Raw genomic sequence first — 19,958 nt, 5'->3', positions numbered from 1 at the left:
GCCGGGAGGCGCGCCGGCAAATTACTTGATGGCGCCCGCCCGGCGCTGGCGCACGGCCGCCGCCAGCTGCTCCAGCACGGCCACGGTCGCCTCCCAGCCGATGCAGGCGTCGGTCACGCTTTGCCCATAGTGCAGGCCCTTGCGGCCATCGACGATGTCCTGCCGGCCCTCGACCAGGTGGCTTTCAATCATCAGGCCGCAGATGCCGGTCGAGCCGCCGGCCACCTGCTGCGCAATGTCGGCCGCCACGGCGGGCTGCCGGGAATAGTCCTTGTTGCTGTTGCCGTGGCTGCAGTCAATCACCAGACGGGGCGGCAGGCCGGATTTCTCAAGGGCTTCGGTGGCGCGCTGGACGCTGGCGGCATCGTAGTTCGGTCCATCACTGGCGCCGCGCAACACCAGGTGCCCATCGGGGTTGCCGGTGGTCGTGATGACCATGGCCCGGCCTTCGAGCGAGATGGTCGGAAAGCGGTGCGGCTGGGCGGCGACGTGGATGGCATCAATGGCCGCGCCCACGCTGCCGTTGGTGGCGTTCTTGAAACCCACGGGCGCCGACAGGGCCGAAGCCATCTGCCGGTGCAGCGGGCTTTCTACCGTGCGGGCGCCAATCGCGCCCCAGGTCAGCAGCTCGGCGTAATACTGCGGCGTCACCAGGTCCAGGATTTCAGAGGCCGCGGGTACGCCCAGCTGCGCGCATTCGAGCAAAATGCGCCGCGCATGGCGCAGGCCTTCGCCAATGTCGCCCTGGCCGTCTAGCCCCGGGTCATAGATCAGGCCCTTCCAGCCCATGCGCGTGCGCGGCTTTTCGAAGTAAACGCGCATCACCAGCAGCAGCGATTCGCCAAGGCGCGCTGCTTCCTGGCGCAGCCGCGCAGCGTACTCGAGCGCCGACTCGGGCTCGTGGATAGAGCAGGGGCCCACGACCACCAGCAGCCGGTCATCGAGTCCGCGCAATATGTTGCGGGTGGCGGCGCGCGACGCGGCGATGAATTCGGCTTCGGTGTCGCCCGTCGGCAGTTCGTCACGCAGCAGCCGGGGCTCCGGCAGCGGATCGGCCTGGGCGATGTGGATGTCCGAGATTTTGGTGGGCATGGTGTCTCCGTGATTCGCAGGCTGCGTTCTTCAGCCCTTCACTTTATAGCCCACTTGCGTCATTGAGATTTTCATAAATCTTGAAGGCACTTCGCTACCGTTCGCCCTGAGCCTGGTCGAAGGGCTTCGTCACTTCGACCCTTCGACAAGGTCAGGACAGGCTTATGCAGGTTATGAACTGAACGGGCCCTTAATGTGCCTGGCGGTGCGGATGCTCCAGAAAAAACCGCACCATCTCGGCGCTGGCATCCGGCCCACGGGCATCGGTATATGAACCCTCTGCGCTGCCGCCGGACCAGGCGTGCGCCGCGCCGTGCACCAGCCAGTGCTCGGCCACCACCGAGCCATCGTCTGCGCGGTGCACGCGGCGCGTGGTCGCGCGGCCGTCAGTTCCTTTCAGTTGTTCGACTTCGACAGCGGCCGCCGTGCCAACACTGGCCGTGATGACCTGCTCGCCGTTGCCTGGGTGCACTGTGGTATCGGCATCGCCGTGAAAAACGATGGTCGCCACGCCGCTTGCATCGGCGCGCACTTGGGTGCCGCCACCCCTCATCGCGCCCAGCGCCGACGACAGGTCTGTTGCGATGCCGGCCGCCAGCCCCGAGTGCACGCCCACCGCGGCATACAGGTCAGGGTAGGCGTCGCCCAGGATGGCGGCCATGGCGCCGCCCGCAGACAGGCCCGCCACATAGACGCGGTTCGGGTCAATCGCATGGCGCGCCATCACCTCGCGCGTCATGCCGGCCAGCAGCGCCGGCTCACCGCGCCCGCGGGCCTGGTGGCTGTGTTTGAACCAGTTCCAGCATCGCTGCGGATTCATCTGCTGCGACTGCGCCGGGTACAGTACAAAAAAGCCCTGCGCCAGCGCCGCATCGTTCATGGCGGTGCCCGCCGCAAAATCGTCCGGGTTCTGGGTGCAGCCGTGCAGCATCACGACCAGCGGCAACGGGCGCTCGCCGGCGCCCGGCGGAATGTAGAGCTTGAAGTCCCGGTGACCCGACGCGTCGCCATGGCTGCCGGCAATGAAGCGGCCTGCGTCGAGTGCGTCGCGGACCGGCGCCAGTGGCGCCTCGTCGTCAAATGCCCGCGCGGAGTCGGTCACCTCGCGCGCCGCAACGTCGATCACGTCGCGCAGGTCTTGTGCGGCTGCTGTTGCTGCTGCCACACCGCCGCCCAGCGCGGCCTGGATTGCGGCAGTGGCGGCTTGCAGGTCGCCCGCACGGGTGAGCTGGGCGGCATCCTTCATCAGGCGTTGAAAATCAGGGGTCATCAGCTTCTTTCGGTTCGATTCGTGGATTCGTTGACTCGCTGTATTCGCTGTATTCGCTGTATTAGCGGATACGCTGCACGAGCGCGGCTTTGACGGCGGGGCTTGCATGCAGGGCGCCCAGCACGGTCAGCGATTCGATGGTGGCGAGCGCCAGCGCGGGCGATACCTCGGGCGCGATCGTGGCCAGCCCCAGCACGCGGATCTGCAACTTCTCCCCGGCCGCCTGCACGGCCAGCAGGTCCGCCTCGGTGTAGTGCTGGATTCCCAGCACCAGCGTCTTGCGCGAAACGACCTGGCGCACGACCTCGCTGTGCGTGGTGAGCTGGTTGCGAATTGCCGTGCGGATCAGGTCGGTCCGGTTCGCGTAAAACCCTTCCTGCACCAGCAAGTCAATCTGGCCAAGGTCAACACAGCCGAGGTTGATCGTGATCTTTTCGTCGACCGGCTTGGGCGTTGCAATTTGCGATGTTTTGCTGGGTTTTGGCATTTGGCCATCTTAACACCATCCAAGTGGATGTTTATTGGATGGTAAATGACGGCGCGGCGGACTGTCTTAACGGATCTAAGCCTTTTAGACGAAAGCATGAGTGCGACCGCTACCGGTAGAGGTCGGCCCTGCCACCCAGAACGGTAAGTACCGCTCCCAAAAAGGTATTACGTTCCACGGAGATATTGCCGGGGGTAGCAGTCGTTCAACGTCTGAAATCACCGGGCTGCGCGGCTTCTTGCGCAGCTCCGGTGGATTGATGGGTTGGGCGTCATGTCATCCAGGGCGTAAGTTAACCAGCATCGTGCCTTGAGGCGTGACGTCCCAGTATTTCTCGTGCCTAGGGTTGATCTTCCCGTCTTGGTAAGAGTGCTCAAATATCTCTTTTTCAATGGAGGCAATGTCTTCGATATTGCGCTTCGCAATCGCTTGGACTGGAACCTTCGAAATGGACGGGTTGAGGTGGTGGAAGTCGTTGCGAAAGCTTCGCAGAATGCGGCGCATAGCGTCGGCGCAAGCAGTCGAAATGATGTTCTTGCTAGCGAATAGATCGACGAGCACACCGGGCTCTTGATTCGGAGGGATACCGTTTCGTTCAGTGATGAAGCGAATGAGCCCTTCATTCAGCGCTTGCGTTGCCATCGCAGTAGCCATGAAGTAGCCGTCCCGGTAAAGATAGATGCACTCGGTTGACGCCCAAGTGAAGTGATGATGAGGAACGATGGATTGCTGACGGACTTCAAGCGCACGTTGCACTCTTTCTTCAAACGTTGTCTCGAAGCGAGACTTCAGGTAGTGCCGGACTGTGAGTTCGTCGGAGTTCATTGCTTACCAGCCTTACGTGTTACCGCGCTCCACAACGCCAATGAGATGGCGGAGTGCTGCTTCAAGCGCCTCACGTGTCTTTGGCGCTTCTTCGTCGAAGTAGGTGGATGCTTTGCCCCAAGCGTCGTGCTTCTTCTCTATAGCGGCGTCGGCCATGTGCTCTTCCTCTCGCGATAGGTAAACGCCGAACCCAATAACCTTCGATCGCATCGCCCTCAGGAACTCGTCGAGATTCGAGCACAAATCCTTCGGCAGGTATATCCGATTCTTATCAAAAAATCGATAGAAGTCGGTAGCCCTGGTCAGAGCAGTAGCGTACTTTTCGCGCTTGTTCGGCTCGCCTGCCCATTCCATAGGAGATGCGAAGTCCTGCGCGGCCCACTGTGCCTCCACCAGAAGCCCATACAGTTCCGCAATCACCTGCGCCCGTTTTTCATGCAGCTTCGTCAGCAAGAGGTTTCGCTCTTGTGCGGCGAGCTGCAGCTCGTGTTTCGTTCTCTCAACGGAGACGGCGGTAGCTGAGGAGAGCTCAGACTTAAAGCTCTCCAGATCCCTCGACAAGAGTTGACCAATCAGCGATCGGGCCAGCCAAGCCGCAGCACCGACCAAGATGGTGGCCCCGCCCAGGGCGGCAAGGACAGTTTCAGCGGCGTTCATGAATGCCATCTCTCAATTAAGGGGTGGGGGCGACTTCAATGGATCTGCGCCCCGCTGCGACGGGCTAGGTGGCCTAAAGAGCTGATCTGTGCGTGCTTGCGGGACGCTACTCAAGAACTTTGCCAAGATCGCTAAAGCGGCGGACCAATTGGCATCGGCCTCTTCCTTGGTCTTCGAGTAGTCCGTATTGACAAAGATCGAACAGGTGAAGCCAGTCACGTCGATCTCATAGAACGTAGCCAGTTCGAGTTCCCAGTCAAACGCCACTCGCGCATTGAATGCGCTTTGGTGAAGCAGGTTCTCGAAGTGGAACCAAAGTGTGAAATACGAACGAGCATCAGAGATTGCGGACGCTGAGTTGATGCAAATCTCAACATAGCCCGAATCGCGAAAGCCGCTCTCATCTTTTGTCTGATCGCTTACACAGCCAACGGAGAATAGGCCAGTTTCCTCGAGGTTGATCGCGCAGACTAAGTCCATCAGTGCGCGGTCGCGTGAGAGTTCTGGAATTGAGACTAGCAGCTCGGGCTTCGACTTTAGGTCTTTGAAGCCATAGTTTGCGTCTCCGTCCTCTCGCAGAATACCAGAACCTCCATAGGGGATACCTTTCCCCCCATGCTGCATGGATATGTGGTTTAAGTACGGTGGCCTTCTCATTGATATGACTCCGCGTTCGCGCTCCAGGTGGTGGGAGCACAGCCTGATCCCTGGCAGTCGCGATTAGGTGAGTCTAGAAGAAATTTGCCAGCAGGCCCATCCCTCGATCGGGGGACAACGCCCTCACTGCCGGTTTTACCGCTACCTCACCGACTCCAGTGATCGTTGAAACCTAAGTATTCGGGGTCAAATTCCAATTGATCTCCAATAGCCGAGCCGTGTAAGTTTTTCATGCAATCAGCGTCAGCAACGCCACCTCTACTGGCAGCCGTAATACCAGCGCCAGTACGGCACAGAAGGAAACCCCCCGGGCTGCAGCAGCATGTAGATGTGCGCCGGGCTTACCGCCAGTGTCAGGGCGAACAGAACCACAGGAAAACGAAGGCCAGACCCACCCCGCTCGGTGCAGCTTGTATCGAAACGCACTATCCCTCGTCCGCCGACCACTCCGGGCTGTAGCCGCCCAGCGTCGGGTGGTACATCTCGTCGCCCGTGTGCTGGGTGAACTCCACGTTCAGCCGGTCTTCGCGCAGGCCCAGTACTTCGACGCAGTCGTTGATCAGCTGCTTGGCCAGCTCCATCCGCAACTCGGGCGGGCGGCCCTTGCGGATGTCGCACATCAGCACCGAGACCGGCGTGGGCTCGCCGTCGATGGTGCGCCACACGCCGCCGTCGCCGCATTCGCGGATGGCAATGCTGATGCGGCGGATGTCCACCTTCATCATGGCGGCGTAGCTGTCGCACAGCTTGCGGGCCAGGGCCTTCTTCTGGTCCACGGGGTAACGGCCGTTGACGTCAAGTTGCAGGTAAGGCATGGCGGTTTTCCTCTCTCACTGATCGATCAGCCCGGGAACCTGGCGGCTGGCTGCACCAGTGCGGGCATTCTGGGAAAATCATACTTTCCCGTCCAACGAAGTCTCTTATGCCACTCCCCGCACCCCAAGCCCGATCCCACCTGCACACGCGCGCCGTCGTCTTTCGCGGCTATCACCGCGAGGACGGCCTGTGGGACATCGAGGCTGAATTGACCGACACCAAGACCTATGCGCTGGACCGCTTTGAACAGGGCGAACTGCCGCCGGGCACGCCACTTCACGGCATGGCGATTAGGGCGACGGTGGATGACACCCTGACGATCCGCGAGATCGCCAGTTCGATGGACCACACGCCCTTTGGCGAATGCCAGCAGGGCAATGACCCGATGCAGCAGATGGTGGGTGTGACCATGGGGCCGGGCTGGCGCCAGGCCATCGAGCGGGCGCTGGGCGGCATCAAGGGTTGCACGCACCTGCGCGAGTTGCTGTTCAACATGGCGACCGCGGCCTACCAGACCATTCCCGCTTACCGCGACCGCCTGCGCAGGCAAGCCGGCCTGCCCGAGCCTGAAAACGCTGCGCCGCCTTACCACCTGGGCAAATGCATCGCCTGGGATTTCGACGGCCCGGTGGTGCAGCGGCACTACCCCAAGTTCGCGGGCTGGCAGCCGCTGAAGCGGCAGGGCTGAGGGGCCGCCGGCTCGGGTTTTGTTGAAGTCGCGGTGCCGGCCGCACCTTGCTTGAGGAGCGGGTTCATCGGCGCGCGGACCAGGCGGGGATCTGCGTAGGCGATCATCCGCCGCCCAATTCCCCGCGCAGCGACTCGACCACCCCCCGGAACTCCTCGCGGTTGTGCTCGCTCAGCCCCGAGAGCGCCTCGTGCGCGTGCAGAATCCGCTCACGCCACGCCGCCGGGTCGTCGTGCCGGGTGCTCAGCGCGTAGAGCTCGGGCACGGCGGTAATGTCCTCGCGGATGCCGGCCAGCACCCTATCCATGCTCAGCTCTTCGAAGAGCGCGCGCACCGCAGGCGTCACCCCCGCGAGCACCACGCGGCCCCGGCCGACCAACTCGTGCACCGTGCCGAGGCAGGTGCTGTCCAGGTAGTCGCAGCCGGAGAGGTCCAGCACCAGCGGCCGCCCCTCCTCCAGTACGGCACGCGCGGTTTCGTAGAAGGCGTCGCAGTGCATCCAGGTGGCCCGGCCGCGCAGCGCGAGGTGCACGGCGTCCTCCGTCTCCCCGTAGAAGACGACCTCGCCGCCCGGCCGCGCCGCGCCCGAGCCGGCCAGGTTGGGGCTCGCGGCGCCGTTGTCGAACGAGGAGAGGCCGGCGTGCGCGTCGATCAGGAGGAGGGTCACGTCGTCCGGGTCCGGGTCCGCGGCGGCGCCACCGCGCAGCTCTCCCAGCATCTCCTGCGCGCCGGAGAGCGGCATGGAGAGCACCCGCTTGAGCCGTTCCAGCTCCTGCTCCGTCCCCGACGGGAGGAGCCCATCGGTGTAGAGGAGCATTCGATCGCCCGGCGCCAGCTGGAGCCGCTCCTCCTGGAAGCGCGCATCCAGCGCCAGCCCCAGCGCCGGCCCCGTGCGCCGGATCAGGCGCGTCTCCCGGCCCTCGCGCACGTGCAGCACGGGCGGGTGCCCCGCGGAGGCCAGCGTCACGCTACCCTCCACCGTGTCGAGCAGGCCAAAGACGGCGGTCACAAAGAGCCCCGGCGCCTCGATCGACTGGCAGAGCGCGCGGTTCACCGCGTCCAGCACCGCCGCCGGCGCCAGTGCGCGGCCCGTTTCCGGGTCCACCAGTACCAGCCGCTGCTTGAACAGCACCGAGAGCATCGCCGAGGTGACGCCGTGACCGGTGGCGTCCGCCAGGTAGAAGGCCAGGTGCCGCTCGCCGAGACGGACCACGTCATAGAGGTCGCCGCCCACGTGCTGTCCCGGCCGGTAGACTGCCTGGACGCAGTAGCTCTCCACCAGCGGCGGGCTGCCCGGCAGAAGCGCACGCTGGATCACCTCCGCCCGCTCCAGGTCGCGCCGCAGCAGCTCCGACTTTTCCTCCAGCTCTTGCACCTTTCGCTGCAGCTCCGCGTGCAGCCGCGCCTGCTCCGCCAGCAGCCGCCGCCGCTCCAGCGCGTTGCGCACCGAGACCTCCAGCTCTTCCATCCGCGGCGGCTTCGCCAGGAAGTCGAACGCCCCGAGCCGGATCGCCGCCACCGCCGAGTCGAAGGTGTCCAGCCCGGAGAGGACGATCCAGATGGTGCCCGGCGCCGCCTCGCGCCCCCAGCGCAGCAGCTCCAGCCCGTTCATCCTGGGCATCATGATGTCCGTCAGAACCAGCGCAACATCCGGGTGCTCGCGCAAAATCGCTTGCGCCGCGATCCCGTCGGCGGCCTCCAGTACCGGAGCGCAGCCGAGGCGCTCCAGCGCCCGCTTCATCAGGAGGCGGGTCACCGGCAGGTCGTCCACCACCAGCGCGAGGGGGGCGGCGTCGGGAGTCATGGGATACGGGGATAACGGGGGTAACGGGGGTAGGGGGCGCAGGCCGTGTGTCGCACATGCCGTGCGGCGCCCTGTTGTTCTTCTTTTTCTTCTATACGCATCATCGGTTTCCTCCTCGTTGATCGAGTTGCCGCTGCCGTATTGGGATTGGAGGTCCCGCGCCGTATTATTGTCTCTGCACTGCCTGGCGGCAACTGCAGATTGATGCGCCGGTGAGTTCTTCTCGCTATTAAAAGTAGCTTATGGCGACCATCCCACGAGACTGCAGCCAGATGTAACCCCGGAGGGTCGGCAAAGTTACAAACTGGGTTGACTGTCACCTTAAACTTGGTCCATGACCCCGGCCCTCCACCGCGCAGCCACTTTCGCCACTGAACAGGCCCGCCGCCTGATGGGTGCCGTCAGGCGGCATCCCGTGCGGGCGGCTTTGGTGCTGCCCGTACTCATGCTGCTGTACGTGCTGGTGTTGATTCCGTTCACGCCCGGCATTGGCGACCTGCGCAAGGCCAAGTCTGAAGCTCCCTCGGTGCTGCTGGCATCTGACGGCACGGTGCTGGCCGAATACAAACGCATCAACCGGCAGTGGGTCACCCTGGACAAGATTTCGCCCTATGTGGTGAACGCMTTGATCGCCACCGAAGACCACCGCTTTTATGAGCACCACGGCATTGACTTTCGCCGCACGGCTGGGGCGGTGCTCAGCACTTTGTCGGGCAACCTGCAGGGTGGCTCGACCATCACGCAGCAGCTGGCGCGCAACCTTTACCCTGAAGAAATCGGCCGCGCCGCCAGCATCACGCGCAAGGTCAAGGAGGCGATCACCGCGCTGAAGATCGAGGCGGTGTATTCCAAGCGCGAGATCCTCGAGACCTATCTCAACACCGTGCCATTTCTCTACAACGCCTTCGGCATCGAAATGGCCGCGCGCACTTATTTCGACAAGTCGGCCGACAAGCTCGACGTGCTGGAGAGCGCGACGCTGATCGGCATGCTCAAGGGCACGAGTTACTACAACCCGGTGTTGAATCCGGAGCGCGCCGTGCAGCGCCGCAACCTGGTGCTGGCGCAGATGGCCAAACACGGCAAGCTCGACCCGGCCCGGGTTGAAGCGCTGGCCAGGCGGCCGCTGCGGCTGGACTTTGAGCGGCAGACCGAGGCGCTGGGCCCGGCGCCGCACGTGGCCCAGCATTTGCGCAAATGGCTGATTGCCTGGGCCGACCACAGGGGTTTCGACATTCATGCAGACGGCCTGCGGGTGCGCACCACGCTTGACGCCAAGATCCAGAAGGCGGCCAACCAGGCGGTGGCGCGGCAGATGGCGCAACTGCAAACGCTGGCAGACGGCCGGCGCAAGGCGGGGCAGGAGCGTCCCGTGCTGCAGGCCGGCTTCCTCGCGCTCGACCCGCGCAACGGCGCCGTGCGGGCCTGGGTGGGCAGCCGCGACTTTGCGCAGGAGCAGTTTGACCATGTGAGCCAGGCGCGGCGCCAGCCGGGCTCGACCTTCAAGCCCTTTGTCTATGGCGCGGCCTTCATGCTGGGGCTGGACCCGCTGGACACCCTGATTGACCAGCCTGTGGCCATCTCGCAGCAAGGCGGCGAGGTGTGGACGCCCAGCGATGCGACGCCGCCCACCGGCCTGCCCACCACCCTGCGCGACGGGCTGGTGTATTCCAAAAACACCATCACGGCCCAGCTGATGCAGAAAGTGGGGCCCGCCAAAGTAGGGGCGCTGGCGCAGGCCATGGGGGTGCGGCAGAGCAAGCTGGACCTGGTGCCGTCACTCGCGCTGGGCACCAGCCCCGTCACGCTGCTGGAGATGGTTACCGCCTACGGCACCATTGCCAATGGCGGCAGCTACATGTCGCCGGTGCTGGTGCTGCGGGTGGAAGACCGCAACGGCCGGCTACTCGAACAGTTCGAGCCCGTCAGGGAGCGCGAGTTGGCCATGCCGCGTGCGCAGGCGCTGACCCTGGTGAACGCCATGCGGGGAGTGATTGACGAGGGCACGGGCGTGGCCATTCGCCAGCGCTATGGCATCCAGGCCGACGTGGCCGGCAAGACCGGCACCACGCAAGACAACACCGACGGCTGGTTCATCATGATGAACCCGCAACTGGTGGCGGGCGCCCGGGTCGGCTTTAACGACAACAGCGTGACGATGGGCGCCTGGGGGCAGGGCGCCCGCAGCGCGCTGCCCATGGTGGGCGAAGTTTTTCAGCAAGGGTTTCGCAACCGCTGGCTAGACCAGAACGCCGAATTCGACATTCCGCGCCCGCGGCCCGCTCCGCCGGCGCAGGCGCCGATCGTGGAGATCATGAATGGCTTGTTTGGCAGGATTTTCCGGCAGTTGCAGGGGAATTGACCAAAATTGCTACCAAAAATGTAGCTGGCTAACAAGTAAGCAACGCCTTCGAACTGCACACTCAACAACGAACAACGCCGCGTTATTGCGCAGTGAAGCAGTAGTTCGATTCGGTTGACCTGAAATCCAATATGATGGAAAATAATTCCATCATGAAAGAACAAAAGTCAGCCAGCTTGAACGACCGCATTGCGCAGCGCGTGCGGGATTTGCGGGCAGCTCGCAGCCTCTCGCTTGATGCCCTGGCCACGCACTGTGGGGTTAGCCGCTCCATGATCTCGCTGATTGAGCGGGGCGAAAGCAGTCCAACCGCCGTGCTGCTTGAGAAACTGGCGACGGGTCTGAACGTTCCGCTGGCATCACTGTTCGAGGCACCCCAGCCCACCCAAGATCCCGTGGCGCGTTTGGCCGACCAGCTGTCGTGGCGGGATCCCCATTCCGGCTATGTACGAAGAAACGTATCTCCCAGCGGCGTTGCCTCGCCCATCCAGATCGTTGAGGTGTCGTTTCCCGCCAAAGCGCGTGTGGCCTACGAAACCGGCGCCCGGGAGCCACAGATTCACCAGCAGGTGTGGGTGCTCGAGGGCTCCATCGAAGTCACTGTGGGTGACGACCAGCATCGGCTTGGCACCGGCGACTGCCTGGCGCTGGTGCTGGACCGCCCTGTGAGCTACCACAACCCCACTCGCAAGACCGCGCGCTATGCCGTCGTGATCACCACTTTGCCTTCATCCGTTGCCGCCTTCTGGAAATGACATGTCAATGAACACCCCAGTCCCCACCCCCCGCATTCGCCGGCTGTTGGCCGTGACCGACGCACAGGTGCAGGCGCTGGCCGAACTGCTGATCGACTGTGTCGACGGTGGCGCATCGGTGAGCTACATGCTCCCCTTGTCCATGCCCAAGGCGCTGGCGTTCTGGCGCCGCGTGGCGGATGGCGTAGCGCAGGGCGAACGCGGCCTGTTGGTGGCCGAAGATGCCGACGGCATCGTGGGGACTGTGCAACTGGTGCTGGACCAACCCGAAAATCAACCGCACCGCGCTGATGTGTCGAAGATGCTGGTGTACCGCCGGGCCCGGCGCCAGGGGCTGGGTGCGCTGTTGATGCAAGCGGCCGAGCAACTGGGGCGCGAGTGCGGCAAGTCACTGCTGGTGCTCGACACCGCGAGCGGCGATGCCGAGCGGCTTTATGCCCGGCTCGGCTGGCAGCGTTGCGGCGTGATTCCCGGCTACGCGCTGCTGCCGCACGGGGGGCTGTGCGACACCACCTACTTCTATCGGGTGTTGGACAGCTGAGCCTCGGCTGGTGCCAATCACCCGCTTGCCCGACATGCCCGACTTGCAGCCTGCTTGCGTGCACAATGGCAACCCATGCTGATTCACCCTCAAATCAATCCCGTTGCCCTGCAACTCGGCCCACTGGCGATTCACTGGTATGGCCTGACTTACCTGGCGGCTTTTGGCCTGTTTTTTTTCCTGGCGACCCGGCGTCTCCGGCATGAACCCTATGCCTCCATCACCGGCCCCGGCGCCTGGTCGCGCAAGGACATCGAAGACATCCTGTTCCTGGGCGTCATGGGTGTCGTCGTCGGGGGGCGCCTGGGCTACTGTCTTTTCTACAAGCCGGGCTACTACCTGGCGCACCCGCTCGAAATTCTGGCGGTCTGGCAGGGCGGCATGAGCTTTCATGGCGGCATGCTGGGCGTGCTGGTGTCGCAGCTCTGGTTTGCGCGCACGCGCCAGCGGCCCTGGCTGCAGGTCATGGACTTCGTAGCGCCCTGCGTGCCCACGGGGCTGGCGGCGGGGAGGGTGGGTAACTTCATCAATGGCGAGTTGTGGGGGCGTTTCAGCTCGCCTGATTTACCGTGGGGCATGGTGTTCAGGAATAGCGGCTCCATGCTGCCGCGCCACCCGTCGCAGGTCTACCAGTTCCTGCTGGAAGGGCTGTTGCTGTTTGTGCTGCTGTGGCTGTATGCGCGCAAACCGCGCAAGATGGGGCAGGTCTCCGGGGCCTTCCTGGTGGGCTATGGCGTGTTCCGCTTTATCGCCGAGTTTTTCCGCGAGCCGGACGACTTTCTCGGCATTCTGGCCCTCGGCATGAGCATGGGCCAGTGGCTTTGTGTGCCCATGATCGCTGCTGGCGCCTGGCTGTGGTGGTGGGCTTCGCAGCGGGCTGCTTCGGCGCCGGCGGCACGGTCTGAGTGGCCTGAGTAGGGTGAACGGGCCCTAGTCTCCCGCCTCGCGCGAGAAGGCCGGCGCGACCGGTCAGCCGGTTTGCGCCGGCTGTTGCTTTTTGGGTCGCAGGGGGGCAGACTGATATGCGGGGTACCGATTTCGCCGCCCGTTGCCAGGGGGCTGAAAGCGAGCGCAGCGATGAAAGAAAAAGAACTTCGGTTGGCCGTCGTTTTCTTCGGCGGCGTATCGCTGGCGATTTACCAGCACGGTATTAATCGCGAAATCCTCAATCTGGTCAGAGCGTCAAAAATCTGCCACAGGGATAAATCCTATGAAAGCGACGAGACATCAGCATCTGCAGCGTCTGCAGCGTCTGGCTTTCACGACTATTACCCTGATGAGCCGGAAAGCTCGACCGGAGACATTTACCTTGAATTTCTGGAAACCCTTGGGCGGGAGATTGATCTTCGGGTCATCGTCGACGTCATAGCGGGAGCCTCCGCGGGAGGCATCAACGGCGTGGCCCTGGCTACGGCGCTGGCCCATGACCTGAGTCTGGCGCCTATCACGGACATGTGGCTGACCGATGCCGACATGCTCAATCTGTTGGCGCCTGAGGCCAGGGCGCGACTCTGGAGTAAGTGGTATTTTTGGCCGCTCATGCGTCCCCTGCTTACCCGGCTCGACCGCGAGGGCTTGCTACCCGGGAAGGCCGACGCTGAAATGAAGGAGCGGGTCTCGATTTTCCTGCGCTCTCGCTGGTTCAAGCCTCCGCTTGACGGTCGCCGCATGACCGCGCTGATGCTGGATGGCCTGGTGGCGATGGGGAAAACCGGCTCGGCTTCGGAGTCGCTGTTGCCCACGGGAGCCAGGCTTGACCTTCTGGTCACCGTGACCGATTTCAGAGGGCTGGACCGGCCCATCTTCATCCATGATCCGCCGGTTGCGCATGAAAGGGAGCATCGCCACGTTCTTCGCTTCAGCCTGGACCATCGCAGAACCGGCCATCTGCAGAGCGATTTCGATGTTGATAATCTCCCGTCTCTTGCCTTTGCCGCCCGGGCGTCGGCTTCGTACCCCGGGGCCTTTCCGCCAGCGCAGATCCGCGAGATCGACGACATTCTGGCAGAACGCCGCAGGCCGTGGCCGGCGCGCACGCACTTCCTGGCGCGCAATTTCCGCAGGTACCTTGAGCAGGGAGAAAATCCCGAAGACGCGGTACTGGTCGATGGCAGCGTTCTCGACAACAAGCCCATCATGGCCTGTGTGGAGGCCATCCGCACCCATGGCGCTTTCCGTGAAGTGGATCGCCGCCTCGTCTTCATAGACCCTCACATCAGGCGCGAGAAAGCGGCGTCCGGCAATGGCGTTCCGGGTTTTTTCGCCACGTTGCGCGCGGCGCTCTCGGACCTGCCTCGTCACGATCCCGTTTACAACGAACTGGCCGTGATCAGCCGGTACAACCGGCAGGCCCGGCGCTTGAAGGCTGCCATCCTGGACGCGCGCTCCCATGTCGCGAGGATGATCGAGCAGATGACCGCGGGCGGTCTCAAAGGCAACTTCACGGCCGATGATTTGCGGCACTGGCGGCTCTCATCCATGAACCTCCTGTCCGGTACAGCGATTGTCTATGACGCCTGGGTGCGTTCTCTGGTCCTTGAGGGGCTGGACTTTCTCGTTCAGCTCATTGTCAGCGCCTGTCAGTACGCTGCCGATTCGCGGGACGCGCGCCAGATCCAGGAGATTGTCGAGGAGTGGGCCAGAAATCAGGGGGTCATCGCCGCTTCCTACTCCATGCCGGAACATGTTCATGAGTATTCCGAGTTGCCGAGCTTCGGAAAAATCATCGGGAATTTTGGTGTCATCTACAAAAAAAGGCGATTGAATTTTGTCTTGCATGAAATCAACGACCTCTACCAAAACATTGCAGCGGATGGCTCCGGTGCGACCGATCCGCAGTCGCTCGATCTGTTGAAAATAAAAGTACAAAAATGCATTGACGAGTTGTCGGTTTATGACGACATGAATTTTTTGAGTCGCCAGGCCGTTTCCATGTGCCGAAGGTTGTTCGTCGGCAGGTTTGCCCATGAAAAATTGAACATTGATTCTGGCGCGGTTGATTTTCTTGGCAAAGAAGACCTTGATGAAATCTCAAAGCTGGTTGAAAGGCTGGGCCAGGAGTGCGACATGGAGCGGACAATGGACAATACGGATGCCGTGCTGGCATCTCCCTTGCTCCTGCGTATGGCTGAGCGGTGGCGTGTTGCCATACTCACCGGCTATCTTGGCTACCTTTACTGGGACATCATCCTGCGCCCAACGGCCAGTGCCCTGTCACTGGATGCGGGCCCGATCGACGAGATTCTGATCGACCGCATCAGCCCCGAAGATTCGACCACCTTCGGGCTCCATGATCAGAAGAGTGTTCTGCAAGGCGGGTCATTCGCCGGCTTTGGCGGTTTTCTCAGCCGGTCGATCCGTGAAAATGACTATTTGTGGGGCCGGCTCCATGCGGTGGACCGGCTCTTCGATATTCTGGACGGCACGGTTCCGGCGAACAGGCGCGGCGATTTCGATATCGCCGCCCTGAAAAAACGTGCGTTCGGGAAGGTGCTTGAGGAGGAGGCCAAGCGGCTCAGGTTCGTCCCGGAGCTGCTGGCCCAACTCGGGGAGGCCGTTGCTCGCCTTTGATCCCTTTGACCCGGTCGCTATCCATGGGCGCCATCGCCACCGGTTGTCGACCATTCCCATCCTATTTTCTGGCGCCGGAGTGAGGTGAGGTGAGGGTTTGTCCGGATGAAACAAGACTTGCGGTCACGCGTCGACCTGTTCATAATTACGCGTAATTACATGAAATTACAGCCGTGATTTGCAGTGTTCATATCAACTCAGCCCAGAGGAACCCTTGCCATGCGTCTTGTCCAAAGTTCATTGCACCAGGAGGTCGCCGCCACCTTGCGCGAGCAGATATTTGCGGGCCAGTTCGCGCCGGGCAGCTTTCTGGATGAGGTTGCCCTGTGCGAGCGGCTGGAAATCTCCCGCACGCCGCTGCGCGAGGCTCTCAAGGTCTTGACCGCCGAAGGGTTGCTGCGCCATGAGCCGCGGCGCGGCTGCTTCGTCAATGAAGTGACCGAGCAGGATCTGGACGATATTTTCCCGGTGATCGCGCTGCTCGAAGGGCGCTGTGCCTATGAGGCGGCGCGCAATGCCAGCGATGCCGATCTGGCGGCACTCACGACGCTGCATGAGCGGCTGGCCAGCCACGCGCAGGCCGGCCGCATCACTGACTATTACGCGGCGAACTTCGCGATTCACGAGGCCATTATTTTGCTGGCCAACAACCGCTGGCTGGCGCAGGCGATTGCCGATTTGCGCAAGATTTTGAAGCTGGCACGCTTGCAGTCGCTGCAGGCGCCGGGCCGGCTGGCGCAAAGCCTGTCCGAGCACATGACCGTGTTTGCCGCGCTGAAAAGCCGCGACAGCGAAGGCGCCGAGGCCGCCATGCGCACCCATTTGACGCGCCAGCGCGAAGCCTTGCGCGAGTTGGCCCGCAACCAGCGTTCGCGGGTGGCCTCATGAGCGCGGCAGATTGGCTTAACCGTAGTGTGTCGCGTCTTGCGGGCGAGAAAAAAGCATCAAAAGCACCCGAAGTAGCCGTACCTAACCCGCAGGCTGCTCCTAAAAAGATAGCGGCTGCAACCTTGGCCGAGGCCTTGCCGGCAGGACGCTCGACCCGCGAGCGGCTCAAGGCCACGCTGCGGCAAAAGGAGGAAGCCCTGTCGCCGCGCGTCTTGCGCCGTACGCTGGAGGAGTTGAAGGCGATTGTGGATCCGCAGGTCAGCGAGGTCGAAGGTGGGCGCCGGGCCAAGGGCGTTGCGGGGTGGTACGCCAGCGCCGCCCTGAATGAGCGGCGCGACATGTGGCTCCTGATGAGCGAGCAGTTCGTCGCCGACGGGCAAAAAGTCAAACTCGCGCAAGCCCAGTTTGCCGCAGCTGTCGGAACCCCTGACGAGGCCGTGGCCGAGGTGCGCTATCGGCGTGCCACGGTGTCGCCGCGCAGGCGCCTGCTTCAGCGTTTCAGCGCGTTCCCCGAGGGGATCCGGTTTTTGGTGGATTTGCGCGCCGACATGCTGCCCTACCTGAAGGCCGACAAGCGCCTGCACGCCCTGGACGTCGAGATGGAATACATGTTCTCCACGTGGTTTGACGTGGGGTTCCTGGACTTGCGCCGCATCAGCTGGGATTCACCGGCATCCCTGATTGAAAAGCTGATCAAGTACGAGGCGGTGCACGACATCAAGAGCTGGGCCGATGTGAAGAACCGGCTTGATTCGGACCGCCGTTGCTACGGTTTTTTCCATCCCCGCCTGCCCGACGATCCGTTGATTTTTGTGGAAGTCGCGCTGGTCGATGCGATGGCCCATAGCATCACGCCGCTGCTTGACGAGTCGGCCGACGCAGTGGACGTGAACACGGCAACCACGGCGATTTTTTATTCCATCAGCAACACGCAGGTCGGCCTGCGTGGCGTGAGCTTTGGGGACTCGCTGATCAAGCGTGTCGTTGAGACCCTGAAGGAAGAATTTCCGCGGCTCAGGACGTTTGCCACGCTCTCGCCGATTCCGGGCTTTAGAAGCTGGCTGGGCAAGAACGCTGCGGCCATGCTGGAGAGTCTGGGCGAGAAGGAGCGTGTGGCACTGGGCCGTGCTGTCGGGTTTGAACCGCCGGGGGCAGGGCATTTTCTCAGCGCTGCAGAGGGCGCACTGGCTCTGCATGAAAAATCGCCGGTACGCCAGATGCTGCTGCACTGCGCGGCGCATTACCTGGGCCGCGCGCTGGACGACGGCAAATCGATCGATGCGGTAGCGCGCTTTCACCTCGGCAACGGTGCCCGCGTTGAGCGGCTCAACTGGGCCGGTGATCCATCGCCCAAAGGGCTCAAGCAGTCCTATGGTCTCATGGTGAATTACCTCTACGATCTCAAGCGCCTGGACAAGCACCGCGCCATGCTTGCGCAGGGGAAAATCCCCGTATCAGGTGACGTGGAAGATTTGTATATTTGAATGTGTACTTAACATTGATTCCGGATTTCTGATTTCAACAACGACAGGAGACAAAAAATGACATTCAGCCTTGGGCTAAAGGGTTCGCGGCGCGACGTGCTGCGCGCCACGGCTGCCAGCGTTGCCTTATTTGCCATCAACAGCCGTGCCCAGTCGGGCTGGCCGACCAAACCGGTCACGGTGATCGTGCCTTTCCCGGCCGGTGGCGGTACCGATGCGTTTGCCCGGCCGCTGTCGGGTCAGTTTTCCAAGCTCACCGGCAAGCAGCTCATCATCGACAACCGCGGTGGCGCCGGCGGCACGCTGGGCGCCAGCATTGCAGCGAAAGCACAGCCTGATGGTTACACCCTGTTCATGGGCGCAGTGCACCACACCATTGCGCCTTCCATGTATCCCAAGCTGGACTACGACCTCGAGAAGGATTTTGTGCCGCTTGCCCTGATGGCCAACGTGCCGCAGGTGGTGGTGGTCAATCCAAAGCGGGCAGAGGCGCAAAACATCAAGGCCTTCATCGAGTACGCCCGCAAGAATCCCGGCAAGCTCAACTACGGCTCCGCCGGCGCCGGCACCTCCCATCACCTGGCCGGCGAGCTGTTCAAGCAGCAGACCAAGACCTTCATCACGCACATTCCTTACCGGGGTGCCGGCCCGGCCTTGCAGGACCTGATTTCCGGCAATGTGGACATGATGTTCGACGGCCTGGGTTCGTCTGCAGCCCACATCAAGGGCGGCCGCATCAAGGCCTTGATGGTGTCGGGCAGCAAGCGCAATCCGGCTTTTCCGGATGTTCCCTGCGCCGCCGAGGTGGGCCTGCCGGACTACACCGTGACCACGTGGTACGGCATGTGGGCGCCGAAAGGGACGCCTCCCGATATCCAGGCACGCATCGTGGAAGACCTGCGCAAGGCTGCAGCGACCGACGAACTCAAGGCCATCTGGGCCAGCAACGGTGCGGAGTTTGGCAACCTGACGCCGCAGCAGTTTGGTGCTTTTGTCCACTCGGAAATCAAGCGTTGGGCGGATGTGGTGAAAACCTCGGGCGCCAAGCTCGAATAGGTATGACCCCCACGCTTTTCACTTCGTGTAATGCGCGAGGCCTTGCAGGCCGCGGCTCGCCAGACGCTTCGCCTCTGTCGCCTGTCCAAACCTGCTCAAGCAGGTTCGGAGCCGCAGGCTCCAGCCCCTTGGGGGCTAATTTTCCTAGGGGCGGCCCGTCGGAAAATTGCATGTTTCCCACACTTTTCATACGATGAGCGGCGCCATTTTTCTGGAGAGGCAGGGCCCGGTTGCGACAGTGACCCTGTCGCACCCCGGCAAGCTCAATGCCATGTCGCGAGCCATGTGGGGCGAGTTGCGGGCTGCGTTCGAGCAGCTCCAGCGCGGCCATGATGTGACTTGCGTGCTGATATGCGGCCAACGTGTGCCAGCCAGCTCAGAAGACGCCGGCCACTTTTGCGCGGGGGGCGATATCTCTGAATATGCTGATTTCCGGTTCGATGAAGCCAGCCTGCGCGACTTCCATGAAAACGACGTATGGGGCGGCCTGCGTGCCATGCTTGACTGCGACATTCCCATCGTTGCCCAGATCGAGGGCAACTGCATGGGGGCCGGAATGGAAATTGCCAGTTGCTGCGACATCCGCATCGCCAGCGAGACGGCCCGCTTTGGCGCGCCGATTGCCAAACTGGGTTTTCCCATGGCCCCGCGCGAGGCGGCGCTGGTGATGCGCGCTGCCGGCGAGCTGACGGCTCGCGAAATGCTGCTGTCGGCAGCCGTGCTGGACGCGGCCGAGATGAAGCAGCGCGGTTTCCTCAGCCAGGTCGTGCCGGCGGGTGAAGTCGCCCGGGCGGCTCTGGCGTATGCGGCTCGTATCAGCCAGCTGGCACCTCAGGCGGCGCGTCTGAACAAGCAGACTTTCAGGGCGTTGGTGCCTGCCGCTGATCCATCGGTTGCTGCAAATTTAATAGCGAGTGCCTATGCTTACGCGGCCGCGGCCGAACACCGCGAGGGCGTGATGGCCTTTGTTGAAAAGCGCCAGCCCCGATTCGCTTGCTGAACTTTC

General features: G+C 62.6%; 18 protein-coding genes. 10 read left to right on the top strand and 8 right to left on the bottom strand.

Going from position 1 to position 19,958, the window contains the following annotated elements; all coding sequences use genetic code 11:
- Window positions 1–21: 21 nt before the first annotated feature.
- The 7 genes from AC1DS5_RS04395 to AC1DS5_RS04365 form a co-directional block, all read right to left on the bottom strand.
- Window positions 22–1,092 (bottom strand): 3-deoxy-7-phosphoheptulonate synthase, encoded by a 1,071-nt coding sequence (locus AC1DS5_RS04395; protein ID WP_477717031.1) that lies wholly within the window; start codon window positions 1,090–1,092, stop codon window positions 22–24.
- A 190-nt stretch (window positions 1,093–1,282) separates the two neighbouring features.
- Complete coding sequence (locus AC1DS5_RS04390) at window positions 1,283–2,362, bottom strand: extracellular catalytic domain type 1 short-chain-length polyhydroxyalkanoate depolymerase (protein WP_477717030.1); 1,080 nt, start codon at window positions 2,360–2,362, stop codon at window positions 1,283–1,285.
- Window positions 2,363–2,423: 61 nt separating this feature from the next.
- On the bottom strand, window positions 2,424–2,849 hold the full coding sequence (locus tag AC1DS5_RS04385; RefSeq protein WP_477717029.1) for a CopG family transcriptional regulator: 426 nt from the start codon (window positions 2,847–2,849) through the stop codon (window positions 2,424–2,426).
- 276 nt (window positions 2,850–3,125) lie between these two features.
- Window positions 3,126–3,674 carry a hypothetical protein gene (locus AC1DS5_RS04380; protein ID WP_477717028.1) on the bottom strand — a complete coding sequence of 183 codons (549 nt, stop codon included), beginning with the start codon at window positions 3,672–3,674 and terminating at the stop codon, window positions 3,126–3,128.
- A gap of 12 nt (window positions 3,675–3,686) precedes the next feature.
- On the bottom strand, window positions 3,687–4,340 hold the full coding sequence (locus AC1DS5_RS04375) for a hypothetical protein (RefSeq protein WP_477717027.1): 654 nt from the start codon (window positions 4,338–4,340) through the stop codon (window positions 3,687–3,689).
- 3 nt (window positions 4,341–4,343) lie between these two features.
- Window positions 4,344–4,988: a hypothetical protein gene (locus AC1DS5_RS04370; protein ID WP_477717026.1), complete on the bottom strand. Its 645-nt coding sequence runs from the start codon at window positions 4,986–4,988 to the stop codon at window positions 4,344–4,346.
- Between the two features lie 425 nt (window positions 4,989–5,413).
- Window positions 5,414–5,803, bottom strand: coding sequence for a tautomerase family protein (locus tag AC1DS5_RS04365; protein ID WP_477717025.1), 390 nt, complete (start codon window positions 5,801–5,803; stop codon window positions 5,414–5,416).
- Between the two features lie 107 nt (window positions 5,804–5,910).
- On the opposite strand from AC1DS5_RS04365, the gene AC1DS5_RS04360 reads away from it, so the two are divergent.
- Window positions 5,911–6,492: a DUF2889 domain-containing protein gene (locus tag AC1DS5_RS04360; RefSeq protein WP_477717024.1), complete on the top strand. Its 582-nt coding sequence runs from the start codon at window positions 5,911–5,913 to the stop codon at window positions 6,490–6,492.
- Between the two features lie 103 nt (window positions 6,493–6,595).
- Here AC1DS5_RS04360 and AC1DS5_RS04355 read toward each other — a convergent pair whose 3' ends face one another.
- On the bottom strand, window positions 6,596–8,296 hold the full coding sequence (locus AC1DS5_RS04355; protein ID WP_477717023.1) for a SpoIIE family protein phosphatase: 1,701 nt from the start codon (window positions 8,294–8,296) through the stop codon (window positions 6,596–6,598).
- Between the two features lie 334 nt (window positions 8,297–8,630).
- Between AC1DS5_RS04355 and AC1DS5_RS04350 the strand changes: the two genes are divergently transcribed.
- From AC1DS5_RS04350 to AC1DS5_RS04310, 9 genes are all read left to right on the top strand, one after another.
- On the top strand, window positions 8,631–10,658 hold the full coding sequence (locus tag AC1DS5_RS04350; RefSeq protein ID WP_477717022.1) for a penicillin-binding protein 1A: 2,028 nt from the start codon (window positions 8,631–8,633) through the stop codon (window positions 10,656–10,658).
- Window positions 10,659–10,810: 152 nt separating this feature from the next.
- Window positions 10,811–11,413, top strand: coding sequence for a helix-turn-helix domain-containing protein (locus tag AC1DS5_RS04345; protein ID WP_477717021.1), 603 nt, complete (start codon window positions 10,811–10,813; stop codon window positions 11,411–11,413).
- A 1-nt stretch (window position 11,414) separates the two neighbouring features.
- A complete protein-coding gene (locus AC1DS5_RS04340; protein ID WP_477717020.1) occupies window positions 11,415–11,954 on the top strand; it encodes an N-acetyltransferase family protein in 540 nt (179 codons plus the stop codon).
- 75 nt (window positions 11,955–12,029) lie between these two features.
- Window positions 12,030–12,872 (top strand): prolipoprotein diacylglyceryl transferase, encoded by an 843-nt coding sequence (gene lgt, locus AC1DS5_RS04335; protein ID WP_477717019.1) that lies wholly within the window; start codon window positions 12,030–12,032, stop codon window positions 12,870–12,872.
- Window positions 12,873–13,031: 159 nt separating this feature from the next.
- The gene (locus tag AC1DS5_RS04330; RefSeq protein ID WP_477717018.1) at window positions 13,032–15,524 is read left to right on the top strand and encodes a patatin-like protein; all 2,493 of its coding nucleotides are present in this window, start codon (window positions 13,032–13,034) and stop codon (window positions 15,522–15,524) included.
- A 219-nt stretch (window positions 15,525–15,743) separates the two neighbouring features.
- The gene (locus AC1DS5_RS04325) at window positions 15,744–16,412 is read left to right on the top strand and encodes a GntR family transcriptional regulator (RefSeq protein WP_477717017.1); all 669 of its coding nucleotides are present in this window, start codon (window positions 15,744–15,746) and stop codon (window positions 16,410–16,412) included.
- A complete protein-coding gene (locus tag AC1DS5_RS04320) occupies window positions 16,409–17,896 on the top strand; it encodes a malonyl-CoA decarboxylase (RefSeq protein ID WP_477717016.1) in 1,488 nt (495 codons plus the stop codon). Before AC1DS5_RS04325 ends, AC1DS5_RS04320 begins: the two co-directional genes overlap by 4 nt.
- 57 nt (window positions 17,897–17,953) lie before the next feature.
- Complete coding sequence (locus AC1DS5_RS04315) at window positions 17,954–18,952, top strand: Bug family tripartite tricarboxylate transporter substrate binding protein (protein WP_477717015.1); 999 nt, start codon at window positions 17,954–17,956, stop codon at window positions 18,950–18,952.
- 193 nt (window positions 18,953–19,145) lie between these two features.
- Entirely contained in the window at window positions 19,146–19,952 is an 807-nt protein-coding gene (locus tag AC1DS5_RS04310) for an enoyl-CoA hydratase/isomerase family protein (RefSeq protein ID WP_477717014.1), read from the top strand.
- Window positions 19,953–19,958 lie beyond the last annotated feature (6 nt).

It is taken from the genome of Polaromonas sp. P4_H1, from assembly GCF_056400945.1.
The sequence above is the reverse complement of the archived record's forward strand: the minus strand, read 5'-3'. Positions and strand labels throughout refer to the sequence as shown.